Raw genomic sequence first — 12,637 nt, forward strand, 5'->3', positions numbered from 1 at the left:
TTAGCGACTTTGAAAAAAGGAGAGTTTCTATAGATTACGGGGATTGGATTCAGTTAATAATCATACATTTTCGGGTATTTTTATACTATCTTTATTCTCTTATAGTAATTTATATGGATGGATTCGTCCTGATTGGTAGGAATGTTAAGCGGTGAATACTATTTCAAAAAAGTAAATTTTCTTATATTTTTAGTTAGAGAATTTTTAAAAGTAATTTATAAATTTTCTTGGGGGAATTGGTTGGGGTTTCTATATCCTTACAATTAATCTGAATTTTATAATGATGTGATCAGAAGGTTGATTGGAGAGGGAGGTATGAAATTCCTACAGTGAAAATCAAATGTTTAAAATAGAGTTCACCTATGTAAATTAAGTCATTATAAAGTGAAACTTCCATCAGTGGGGGGTTTTCCTTCCTCCCTACTGATGGTTAGTTGAACCAATCGGACCTTTATGGACAGTTGATCTCCCTCCTATCTTCCTCGTATTCTCCTTAGCTTGAAGGGGGAGTCTTACTGGCCGTTAAGAGTGGGATAAATCATTAAAATCAAGTTATTCCTTTTAAAGGATGTTTCGCAAAATCAAATTTCTTTAATTATTACGGTGCAAACTCAATTTGCCCCGTAAACAATAGGAAAATAAAAATTATCCAAAATATAAACAAAGACGAGGATAGTATTAAAGCTATAACTGGGATTAACTTTTTCTCTGTCTTCATCAATAGTGCAATTATAGATAGTAGGATACCAGCTCCCGTAAGAAAAAATGTTATATAATCCCCAACCACGCTCCCGATATTTGCTATTCTTGTCGGTGTGACAAAAACTATAAAGACGCAAATAATGCCAATAGCAAGGGCAATGTAACTAATTATACCGTGCTTCTTTGGTGTGATGATTTCATTTTCCAAATAAACACAACCTTTCTAATTTTTGTAGAATAAAATTATTTTAACACATTTTTCCCTAATTATGGAAATTGTCTAGAATAAATTATAGTTTTTATTTCGAATTTTTGTCTGTAATTCCGCAATTCGCGTTTTATTTTATGTAATAAATTTATCTGTTTAAGGGAGAATTTTCGTTTAGTAACCTTATATTGAAAACGTTGCGTCCCTAATCAAAAAGGACACAGAGAAGCTTTCTCTATTACCGTAACCAGAAGAATAAGCGCAAAAAGGACACAGAGCAGTGTTCTCTGTTACCAAGAGTAAGTGATAGAGAATAAAAATGTACATTCTTAAACTGTCTGAAGTTACGCCCTTAGCTTAGCAATTACATCTAATCTGCTTTTTCTTTTTGGCTGTTTTTGTAAAGTTTGTTGCTATTACTGCAGCCGGAATGCACTTCGTTTTCCGGGAGGCTCAGACTGTCTCGCTAATCCCACAGGAGTCTTCGTGTATTCCAGCTACTCTATTTTTCCAACTAATTTTTTCTCCTAGTGAAAAAACAACAATCTTTTAGAAAACTGCCTTCTTTTTTTATAGAACCCACTAAGAACATAAAAAATACCAAACAAAGGACTACAATAGTAAATTGGATCTTTGTTTGGTACGGTCATTAAATTTTCAAGCCATTTCTGCTTTTAAATCTTCTTAAAAGGATATGGCTTTCCACTCTTGTGATTCCTTCTAAAGAATAGAGCTCGTTGTTGGTAAAACTTTCTAGTGCTTCGAAGTCTTCGACTAGGACGTGCATATGTAAAGTGCTTGGACCTGTCATTTGATAGCAGCTTGCTACAACTGGATTTTCCGCTAGCGTTTGCGCTACTTGAATAAGAGAAGCTGGCTCGCAGTCGACTTCAAAAAAGGCGGAAACTGTCTTGCCTACTTTTTCAGAATTGATAACAGCGCTGAATTTCTCTATGACTCCATTTTCGATAAGTTGGCTGACCCTCTCTCTTATTGCTACTCGTGATAAATTTAGTTCTTTTCCAATCTCTACATAAGATAGTCTGCCATTTGCTGTAAGTAAATCTAATATTCGTTTATCTGTTTCATCTAACTTCATTTAACCACCACGCATCTTCTGTTTTAAATTATGTTTCATTATAGCTTGTAGATTAGAAATTAGGAAGTATTTTTTAGAATTTTCAAAATTTCACAGATAGATACAAAAGTGTTTGAAAAATTTAGTAGGGTTGTCTATTGACTTATTTGAGGTTGGAGAAAGTATGAAAATGAAGGAAATAACGCTAGGCTTCAAATCTATCCTGGTCTTATTTTTCGCTAACAAAGGCAGCTTATTATTAGTCCAAACTTTGCCTATTATATAGGTTTTTAAATAATAAAAAGCCTGCAGCTTGTCCGCTGCAGGCTTTTTATTATTGTGCTTCGATTAAGCCGTACTTTCCGTCTTTTCGTTTATAGACGATATTAGTGTTGTTTGTTTCTGCGTCTGTGTAGACGAAGAAGTTATGGCCTAAAAGGTCCATTTGTAGGATTGCTTCTTCGCTATCCATTGGTTTTAAATTGAAGCGTTTTTGACGGACAATCTCTAGATCCTGTTCTTCTTCCTCTGTATTTGGCGCACTCTCGTAAGAACCAAATAGTTCGTTAAGATTTCCTTTTTCTCTATGCTTACGATTTACTTTTGTTTTATGTTTTCTTATTTGTCTTTCTAATTTATCAGAGATTAAATCAATGGCTGCATACATATCCATGTGGTCTTCTTCTGCACGTAACAGCAACTGGGACATTGGAATTGTAACCTCGACCTTAGAAGTTTTGTCATTATACGTTTTTAAGTTCACATTTACTTGTGCATCTGGTGTTTCAGAAAAATATCTTTCTAATTTTGATATTTTCTTTTCTACGTACTCTCTAATTGCTGGAGTTACCTCAATGTTTTCTCCTCTAATGTTGAAGTTCATAAGTTACTCCTCCTTTATAATTTCCAGTGCAAGTCTTATTTTTTCCTAATGGTAAATGAAAATATACCATATAAGAAATCATTTTGACTATACAATATATTTCTAGCATACCCTCTCAAAATCCTGCTAAAACGAGAATAAATTTCGACAAATTTGTGAACTTTTTTCAAAAATGAACTACTAGTGAGTATTTCTAGGAAAATTATTCTAAGAAATTTTTTATGTCAGAAAATGTTTCAAATTGATTAGTAGAGGTTATATATACAGCATAATTAAAACGTATAGTTCGATACGAAAAAACGAAGTAGCCGGTTTACTAGTAAAAGAACTAGTTCTTTGAAAAAAATTAGATAGGCAAAGAAGGATGCATTCCTAGTATTTTCCCTATCAAAAGTTAAGTCTATTGTATATAAAGATCTATACAATAACTCCTTTTTTAAAAACATTTCGACATAATCTATGAGAAGAAGCCTATATTCCTAATGATAAATGGAATTATGAGTAGCACTTATCCATTATATGTCGAGATTTAGCGAAATTAATCAAAATATTTTTACAATTCGTTGTTTTATATTTGCTACAATGAACACATTAAGAATTTAACCTGGAGGTAAAAGAATGAGTGAGAAAATCTTACAAAACCAACCTGAATTAGAATTAAAAGAAATGGAAGAGGAAGAATACTATTACAAACTCTGGGAAGACGATCGTTTATAAACCGAAATAGATCTACTTGATAAGAAAAAATCAAGAACATTTGCTTTTCCAAGAGATGTTCTTAAAATTTGAAAACTTTCTGGAAATATAAGTAATATATTACTTTCTTTTGAATTTCTAACTAATGAACTTTTGACAACGCATACTGGAGGGATCTATTTTGAATAAGAAATGTATTGCAATGCTATTGGCTGGCGGAAGAGGGACAAGATTAAAAAAACTAACAGAAGAATTAGCAAAACCAGCAGTACCCTTTGGAGGAAAATATCGTATTGTTGACTTTACATTAAGCAACTGCCGTAATTCAGGTATAGATACAGTTGGTGTATTGACACAATACCAGCCACATGTACTGCAAAATTACATTAAAGACGGAAAAGATTGGGATTTGGACAGCAGAGATGGCGGACTTAGCATCCTCCCTCCATACCAATGTGGTACTGAAGAGCGCTGGTATGATGGTACAGCCCATGCTATTTATCAAAATATATCCTATATTGACCAGTATAACCCGGATTATGTTCTTGTTATTTCTGGTGACCATATTTATAAAATGGATTATAATTTAATGCTACAACAGCATATAAAAACAGGGGCAGATGCAACGATTTCAGTTACGGAAGTTCCTTGGGCGGAAGCAAGCCGATTTGGCATCATGAACACAGATGGCACGAATAATCGCATTGTCGATTTTGAAGAAAAACCATCTAACCCAAAATCGAATTTAGCTTCAATGGGTGTTTATATTTTCAAATGGAAAACGCTTAAAAACTATCTGCAAAAAGAAGAAAAAAATGAATTATCTTCAAAAGATTTTGGGAAAGATATTATTCCTGCCATGCTGACAGATAACCGCAAATTACACGCTTATACATTTAAAGGTTACTGGAAGGACGTTGGGACAATCGACAGCTTCTGGAAAGCAAATATGGACTTATTATCGAAGGAAAGCAATATCTTTCTAAATGACAAAGACTGGACCGTATTCACCCACGAACAGTGCTTTGCCCCATCCTATATTGAATCTTCCGCTACCGTAAAACGCTCCATTATAAGTGAAGGCTGCGAAATTTATGGAACAGTAGAAAACTCCGTCATCTTTAATGATGTCATTATCGGAAAAGGATCAATCGTTAAAGATTCTGTACTCCTTCCTGGAACCGTTATCGGTGAAAATGTAGTCATCGAAAAGAGTGTAACGGCCTGTAATGTAACGGTTGAAGATCACTGCATTATTGCTCCAGAGGATGCTGATTCGGAGATTGTTTTGATCGGAGAAAGTGTTGAGAATAAGCAGACTCGTGTTGGGTTGTCTCGAGTGATTTAACTGGGGGACAGTGGTTCAGGTTCCTTGTCCCACTTTCACATAAAAGAGCTAATATTCACTATTAATTGGATATTAGCTCTTTTTCTTATGTTTCCAACTTTTGAGGAAACTAAAATGTTTTATTGACTTCTTACTTTGCACGCTGAACTTATCTGAAATAGATTCCTCTGGGTCTTTACATAATAGATGGATATGATTGTCCCTCAAACAATAACCATATAACTTTTACTTACTAATGACTCTGCCTAATTATTTCAGCAAAGATATAAGAACAGAAAAAAAGTGGGACAAGGAACCTCGCCCCTTGACCCACTACTATTTTCGCTTATCGTAAAACATACCATCTGTTTGCAACGATTGATACGGATTCACATATTTTTGATTGGATGATTTTTTGTGTTCTAAACTACGCAATTCCTTTTGAATCGATTGCTTTTCTTTTGCCAGCAATGCAACCAACTCTTTATCTTGTTGCAATAGAGCCTGTCCGATTTTCTTTTCCGTTTCCGTTGTCGGAGAAGTAAGAAGTGTTAAGCAAGCTTGCCTTTGATCCAGAAGCTGATTCACTTTTTCCGTATCTACCTCAGCTTCTCCTTTCAACAGCTCCACTAACTCATTCGTAATAGCATAGCATTGCTTTAATGCTTCCATTATGCTTGACCACCTTGCCCATGCTGTTTTTGACGATTTAAAACAATCGCTTCTTTCCACGTATCACGGAATTCAGTCACAAGGGATTCCACTTCCTCAATAATCGTAACGTCATTCTCAATGTTCGCCTTCATTAACTGGCGGTTCATATAATCATACAAAGACATCAAATTTTGTGAGATCGGAATATCCATATTTAACGTTACCATTAATTCCTTAATGATATTTTGTGATTTTTGAATATTGGTGTTTCTTGTTGGAATGTCATTTTCTTTAATTGCATTTTTGGCTAAGTGTAAAAATTTCAGACAGCCGTTATATAGCATTAATGTCAAATCTCCAGCAGATGCCGTGTTTACGGAGTTCTGCTGATAGGATTGATAGGGGTTTGAAATGGCCATTATTAAATCTCCTTTTTATTAAGAACTGAACATATTTGTTAAATAGGTTGATTGGCTATTTGCTTTGTTAATTGCTGTTTCCATTGCTGTGAAACGAGCCCAATATCGGTTTTCAATTAATTTCAATTTATCTTCAAAACGAGTAATTTGACTTGCATAGTTATTTAATACTTTACCTAACGTAAATGTATTATTTACACTAGTAGTTTTCCCAGCTTTGGCCGTGATATCAGTCATCGCTGTTTTTAGAGTATCCCTTAAGCGACGTGCAATTCCTTGTTCTGAACTCGTTGATCCATCCTTTTGAAACAGTTCATAAACAGCGTTTGGATCAGCCGAAATCGCTGCTCTTAGTTTATCTTCATCAATTGTTAGCTTCCCACCATCTAAATAATTGGCAGTAGTTGAAATCCCAATTTGCGATAGTTGCGAATAAGTAGACGTCCCACTTACTGGAGAACTAAAATTCGAACGCATTTTTGTTAAAACATTATTTAAAATTGAATCATTTTTCAGCGTACCACTTTTCGCAAGCTTATCCCATTTTTCAATTTCATCCTCTGACATATCCTCTTTTTGCGCATCTGTAAGAGGTTGATAATCTCGGTACTTTGTTTCTGTTGTTTTGGCACGGATTTTTTCTACCAATTCGTTATATTTATTTACAAATTGTGTTATTGTGTCCAAGATACCATCTACATCAGGTGTAGAGGAGAAGGTTACTGCTTCTGTTGTTACTTTTTTTGCAGTGAATTCTACACCGTTGACGGTGAAGGTGTTGGAGCTTCTAGTAATATTTAGACCATTATATGTGATGTCAGCGTTTGTTCCAGCAGTTCCAAAAACTGTCCCATCCTCACGAGGTTTAGCTGCTAAATCATTATTAGAGTTTATTCCCAATATATTATTAAAAAATTTATTTGGAGAATCCCCATCATCAGAAAGAATTATTTCAGGCGCTCCCTCGATACCGCCAGTGTTTTTTGCAGTAAAAGAGATTCTTTGAGTCTTATTATCAAAAAATGCAGTTACTCCAGAATCTTTATTAATCCTTGTAATTATACTGTCCAATGTATCATCCTCAGAAATTGGTAATTTATAAGAGTTTTCTTGGATAACACCGTCTTTTGTAATCGCACTAATAGTTATTGTCTGACTTCCTGAAAACCCAATATCACTGAGTTTTTTGGATGAATCCCTTATTTTTGAATCCGTGAAACTTTGCATCGTTGCGGCACTAGCCAATTCATTTATTTTAATAGAACCAGAAAAATCTATCGTCGAATTCACATTCTTTACCGAAAGTGCATCTGAATTGGATATAGAAACTGTTTTTTTAATATAACTTGCCTGCTTAGCAACTCCATTAAAAATAGTATTATCTAAATCTAGCAACAATGAATTCATTTCCCGATAGTCATCACGTTGCCACTCTGTATATGTCTTTTTCTGATTTATCTTATCTAGTGGCACTCGTTCTGCAGTCATTAACTGCTCAACAAGTGTATCAATATCCATTCCACTAGCTAAACCACCAATTCTTAATACCATTTTAACTCACCTCTTTTAAATCTTCTCATCAATTACTAAGCCCATAAATTCCTTCATCGCTGCATACATATCGAGCATTTTTTTAGATGGAATTTCGCGAACTACTTCTTTCGTGTCATCATCAATAACTGTTACATAATAATCATTTAATTTTTCATGAAGCTCAAATTTCAAGGAAGTATGTGAAGGCTGCATGAAAGCATTCATACTTTCAATTACTTCGTTTAATTGCTGTTTGTTTGGTTTTGGACCATAAAGCTGTAACTGAGGATCCATACTATCTAATTTTTTTTCGATACCATTAGTGTTTTCCGCTTGTCTAGGTGTGTAGATATTATGTTGGGAACCAATCCGTTCAATCATAAATTATCCCCCTGTGAATACATCGTATTGTCAAAACTTTTATAGTAAATAGGTTATTAAATCCTATCTGAGAGGGCTTTATAAGCAAAAAAATTGCCACCCCCTGAATTCTAAGGATAATTGAGGTTACGACACTCTCAACAACCTAGAAAAGGAAGTGACAATTTGTACCCTCAAATTATAACCTATTTATTAACTTTTATAAACTATCAAGAACAACTAATTCGAACATTGCTTACTTTATTGATTGGTAAGAGTATGTTTGATAAGCCTACTGAACAGCCAGTAAATAAACCATATCGAAAACTTCAAGTGGACGACCTTCCGGTCATTGAAGTTCTGGAACAGCTTGATTATCGAGTTCTTCTTAGTGAATATCTAGAGAAGAACGGGAAACCACTTAAACCTGTTCAAAGGCGTAAGAATGCAAAAGTTTCCGTACCTAAATCCATGAACTGCCCAAAGTGTGGTGCTCCATCAGATTATCTTTATGCCAACAATGGAGATAAAGGCCAGTATCAATGCAAGGTGTGTACAGAGCTCTTCAGTGAAAAGAACCGTTATTCTAAGGAAGCCATCCTGAAGTGTCCTCATTGTTCCAAAACTCTCGAGAAAATAAAAGAAAGAAAAGATTTTCACGTGTTTAAGTGCAAGAACAATGACTGTTCTTATTATCAAAAGAAGCTCAATGGGATGACTTCAAAAGAAAAGAAAAGGTTCAAAAAGGACCCTCAAGCATTTAAATTAAGATACATTTTCCGTCAGTTTCATATCGATTTCCAGCCGTTATCCAAGGAATCACCAGAACTGCCGGCCGTTGACTTATCAAAGATTTATGCATCACCACATACATTAGGATTAATCCTAACCTATCATGTAAACTATGGCCTTTCGGCCCGTAAAACAGCTGCGATTATGCAGGACGTACACGGAGTGATGATTTCACATCAGACTGTATTGAACTACGAAAATAGCGTAGCTTTATTACTTAAACCTTATGTGGATCACTATCCCTATGAACTTTCAGACCAATTCTGCGGTGATGAAACGTATATCAGAGTAAACGGTCGATGGCATTATTTATTTTTCTTTTTTGACGCCGTGAAAAAGATTATTCTTTCGTATCCGGTGTCGCCTAATCGAGACACAGCAACAGCCATTCGAGCAATTGATGAGGTCTTAATCAAGATGAAAGAGATTCCAGAAAATCTGACCTTTGTGGTAGACGGGAATCCAATCTATCTTTTAGCCCAACATTTCTTCGCTCAACATGGGATTTCATTCGATGTGAAGCAGGTCATTGGATTAACCAATGAGGACCCTGTTTCGACCGAATATAGACCACTGAAACAAATAATTGAGAGACTTAACCGCACCTTTAAGGGCAATTATCGCTCCACTCATGGATTCGGCTCTGAACATGGTTCCATTTCATACGTCACCTTATTTACGGCCTACTTTAACTTTTTGCGTCCGCATGCCGCCTTAGAAGGAAAAGTGCCCGTAGTGAATCCAGAACTCAAGGGGCTTCCAACAATGCCAGCACGTTGGACAAAGCTCATTGGATTAGCACAACAATGGATAGTAGAACAAAGACAAGCCTAACTTTTTGTTTAGCTGAGCCCTTAAGCTAATTCAGCAATCGGCGGAGCGAACTCTTGACAAACCGAACTTGCCAATGGTTTAAAATGGAAACAACCAAGGGCTTATTTGGTATGCCTTCTTTTGTTCCCTTCGCCCTTGTTAAACAATCCTCAAACCATTGGCGTGTTTGTCAAGAGCGATTGCGGCGCATCTCCATCCAGTAAATAGGAGAGAAACTAACCCTTTAGGTAGTTTTCATAAATCTTTTGACACTACCGAATACATCTAGAATTTTATATTTTTTATATCGGTTAAATAATGAAAGTTTTAAGGAATATTACTGAAAGATTGCTTAATGAGAGAAAATTACTAGTTTAATAAGGATAAATAACCTATAATAAAATAGAACATACATTCTTTTCGAAAGGATAATAATAATAATGGATAAATACTCTAATTTAGAAATAAGATTCTCTTATGAAGGATTATGCATGTTAACTGGGAAACTTCTTGGGGGATGGAAACTTATTTCAATCACCAGGAAGACAAGCTAGATTTCGATTCAGTCACCGAACAGAGGAGAGAGAATAGACTTTCCATTGTTATCATCAACTGATGAAAGATATTCCATTAGTTATACCTAAATACAAAAAATAAAGGATCCTAGAATTTCAGCTGGCTATACAGAACATTTCTATTCACAATCAAGAAACAGTAAATATTTTTCTGATTTAATGAAAGTATGGTATCCAGAAGGTAAAAAAATCCTTCCATTAACATTTTTAGAAAGATACCTAAACGTTTTTGCCCTTGCATGGTTTTATCAAGACGATGGATGCTTAATAATGAAAGATTCAAAAATAAAAAAGATTATTTTATCCACTGAATGCTTTACTATAGAAGAAAACAAATTGTTAGCCAAACTAATTTACCAAAAGTTTCATATACTATTTTCTCAGGATAAACAAAATAGACTACTACTGTATGATCAAAAACAGATACTTTATTTTCTACATATGGTAGACCCATATATGCACTCTTGTATGGATAGAAAAAGGAGAGTAGCTCTTTTTCTCCCATCTAAATTACTTGATAAACGAACAACGATAAAACTTCCACTATCCATAACTATAAAATGTCCTACAGAAGAAATCTATCAAATTCTAAATACACTTCCAAACCTACTATCATTAATTAAGTCTAAAAACGGATATAGAAATTTATTTATAAACGACTATTTTTTAGAGAATTTTACTAATACGAAGAAAAGCTATCAAATTATTATTAAAGGAGAGCATAGGGACTTATTAGAAGAATGTAATTATATTAGTGGTTTAAACAATAGCCAAATTACTGAACTTTGCTACCGAATAAATAAAATGAGTGAGAAAGAAATTAGTAACCTATTAAATCAACAAACTACTAAATAAAGAGATATCAGAAAAACTGATATCTCTTTAAAAAAACTCACTATTAACGTAATAATTGAAGAACACCCTGCGGCTGTTGGTTTGCTTGAGCCAACATAGCTTGTGCTGCTTGAGAAAGAATAGAATTCTTAGTTTGTGCCATCATTTCTTTCGCCATCGTGCGAACATTTACTTTCATAAATGACTAGACTATATCTTCACCCTCTAATATTTCTAGTAGGGGTCGGGCACTTCGGATTCACAATACTGATGTATATTGTTTTACCTATGGATTTCATCATCATAGCTTCAGCCTTAGATGGTTTATCCTAGTCGTTGAACCTTCTCCACTTTTTCAAGTAAGGAGCTTGGCTGCTGATTGCCCAATCTTTTCTTTTTTCACACATTCACGCCTACCATTTCTAGTTACGTTGTAGTAAGAAAAGCTCTAAGAGTTTTCCAGCAATTCACCCGATAGTAATCTCTAGCCGTTACCAGCTAGGACGACTGTGCTTGTTACTGCTTTTTACGCAGCTAAAGCATAATCAACGTCACGGATACGAGATTCCGCAGCAGTTAAGTTTTCAGAAGAAGTACTTAAGTTGTTGATAGTGTGGTCTAAACGGTTTTGGTTTGCACCAAGTTTAGAACGCTCAGCAGAAACTTGGTCAATAGCTGATTGGATTTTAGTTACTGCATTCGCAGCTTTCTCATGTGTTGATACATCAAGCGCTTGTTCAGTAGTTGTATTATTGGTACCATCAGTTACAGCTAGTTTAGAATTACTAGTACCTGTTTCAGAAATTCCTAAAGCAACAGCTCTCATATCAGATATATCAAGGCTTAAACTTTGTTTTTCGTTAGCACCGATTTGGAATTTAAGACTCTTAGTAGAATCTGCGGCTTTACCTACAGTTACTGTTGATTCAGTTACTGCAGCAGCGCCTTTTTTAAAGTCACCAGAAGTAACGGAATCAACACCAGCTGTTTTAGCAGTAAGTGTAAGCGAGCCATCGTCATTAGCAGTAGCTGTATATTTATTAGTTGTGTCTGCATTAACCAATTTTGCTAGTCCAGCAAGACCATTATCAGTAGTAGTAGCAGTATATGCTTTACCACCAATTGTCATTTCTTTTGTGTTTGCAAAATCAATATCTGTAGATGCTAATTTATATTCTGCTGCTACTGCACCTCCATCTTTATCACCATTCAATAACTTTTGAGTATTAAACTCAGTGGTATTACCAATACGGTTGATTTCAGAAGTTAAAGAGTTCATCTCTTTTTGGATTTCTCCACGATCTGTTTCAGTATTTGTATCGTTAGCTGCTTGTGTTGCTAATTCACGCATACGTTGTAGGATATCAGTAGTTTCGCTTAAAGCACCTTCAGCAGTTTGGATTAAAGAAATTCCATCTTGAGCGTTTTTAGCTGCTTGGTCTAAACCACGGATTTGACCACGCATTTTTTCAGAGATTGCTAGACCAGCTGCGTCATCAGCTGCATTATTAATACGAAGACCAGAAGATAATTTCTCCATTGATTTGCTTTGTGCATTGTTTGCGCTACTTAATTTGTTGTAAGTGTTAAGAGCTGCGATATTATGATTGATTCTCATTTTTGTTTTCCTCCTTGAATTTAGGTGTTCACATCCTTGTGAACATGATAGTTTTTATTGGAGTTAGGAAGGTCGGCCGCCCTTCCCCCTCTTACTTTATATATCGTCTCTGCTATTCAAAGTTTAATAGTTTTTTATAGTTTTT

At 35.0% G+C, this 12,637-nt stretch carries 11 protein-coding genes and 1 pseudogene; 3 read left to right on the plus strand and 9 right to left on the minus strand.

Annotation, left to right across the window (positions count from 1 at the left end):
- Window positions 1–598 precede the first annotated feature (598 nt).
- The 3 genes from HHU08_RS19965 to hpf form a co-directional block, all read right to left on the minus strand.
- Window positions 599–910, minus strand: coding sequence for a hypothetical protein (locus HHU08_RS19965; protein WP_169189125.1), 312 nt, complete (start codon window positions 908–910; stop codon window positions 599–601).
- Window positions 911–1,559: 649 nt separating this feature from the next.
- Entirely contained in the window at window positions 1,560–2,009 is a 450-nt protein-coding gene (locus HHU08_RS19970) for an Lrp/AsnC family transcriptional regulator (protein ID WP_016203461.1), read from the minus strand.
- 313 nt (window positions 2,010–2,322) lie between these two features.
- Window positions 2,323–2,871, minus strand: coding sequence for a ribosome hibernation-promoting factor, HPF/YfiA family (gene hpf / locus HHU08_RS19975; protein WP_016203462.1), 549 nt, complete (start codon window positions 2,869–2,871; stop codon window positions 2,323–2,325).
- An 874-nt stretch (window positions 2,872–3,745) separates the two neighbouring features.
- On the opposite strand from hpf, the gene HHU08_RS19980 reads away from it, so the two are divergent.
- Window positions 3,746–4,915, plus strand: a complete 1,170-nt coding sequence (locus HHU08_RS19980) for a glucose-1-phosphate adenylyltransferase (protein ID WP_169189719.1) — start codon at window positions 3,746–3,748, stop codon at window positions 4,913–4,915.
- 315 nt (window positions 4,916–5,230) lie between these two features.
- Here HHU08_RS19980 and HHU08_RS19985 read toward each other — a convergent pair whose 3' ends face one another.
- Genes HHU08_RS19985 through flaG form a run of 4 tightly spaced genes read right to left on the minus strand, consistent with a single transcriptional unit; the run spans window position 5,231 to window position 7,881 of the window.
- Window positions 5,231–5,566, minus strand: coding sequence for a flagellar protein FliT (locus tag HHU08_RS19985; RefSeq protein ID WP_101729337.1), 336 nt, complete (start codon window positions 5,564–5,566; stop codon window positions 5,231–5,233).
- Window positions 5,566–5,967 (minus strand): flagellar export chaperone FliS, encoded by a 402-nt coding sequence (gene fliS / locus HHU08_RS19990; RefSeq protein WP_169189126.1) that lies wholly within the window; start codon window positions 5,965–5,967, stop codon window positions 5,566–5,568. Before fliS ends, HHU08_RS19985 begins: the two co-directional genes overlap by 1 nt.
- 18 nt (window positions 5,968–5,985) lie before the next feature.
- Window positions 5,986–7,518: a flagellar hook-associated protein 2 gene (locus tag HHU08_RS19995; RefSeq protein ID WP_169189127.1), complete on the minus strand. Its 1,533-nt coding sequence runs from the start codon at window positions 7,516–7,518 to the stop codon at window positions 5,986–5,988.
- 15 nt (window positions 7,519–7,533) lie between these two features.
- Window positions 7,534–7,881, minus strand: a complete 348-nt coding sequence (flaG, locus tag HHU08_RS20000; RefSeq protein WP_016203469.1) for a flagellar protein FlaG — start codon at window positions 7,879–7,881, stop codon at window positions 7,534–7,536.
- A gap of 165 nt (window positions 7,882–8,046) precedes the next feature.
- On the opposite strand from flaG, the gene HHU08_RS20005 reads away from it, so the two are divergent.
- Window positions 8,047–9,486 carry a DDE-type integrase/transposase/recombinase gene (locus HHU08_RS20005; RefSeq protein ID WP_169187685.1) on the plus strand — a complete coding sequence of 480 codons (1,440 nt, stop codon included), beginning with the start codon at window positions 8,047–8,049 and terminating at the stop codon, window positions 9,484–9,486.
- A 647-nt stretch (window positions 9,487–10,133) separates the two neighbouring features.
- The gene (locus HHU08_RS20010) at window positions 10,134–10,895 is read left to right on the plus strand and encodes an endonuclease (protein ID WP_328823073.1); all 762 of its coding nucleotides are present in this window, start codon (window positions 10,134–10,136) and stop codon (window positions 10,893–10,895) included.
- Window positions 10,896–10,938: 43 nt separating this feature from the next.
- Here HHU08_RS20010 and HHU08_RS20015 read toward each other — a convergent pair.
- Window positions 10,939–11,052, minus strand: a pseudogene (locus HHU08_RS20015) (flagellin); the annotation flags it as partial.
- A gap of 348 nt (window positions 11,053–11,400) precedes the next feature.
- Complete coding sequence (locus HHU08_RS20020) at window positions 11,401–12,492, minus strand: flagellin N-terminal helical domain-containing protein (protein WP_169189128.1); 1,092 nt, start codon at window positions 12,490–12,492, stop codon at window positions 11,401–11,403.
- Window positions 12,493–12,637: the final 145 nt, after the last annotated feature.

The sequence above is a fragment of the Niallia alba genome (genome assembly GCF_012933555.1).
GTDB lineage: Bacteria > Bacillota > Bacilli > Bacillales > Cytobacillaceae > Niallia > Niallia alba.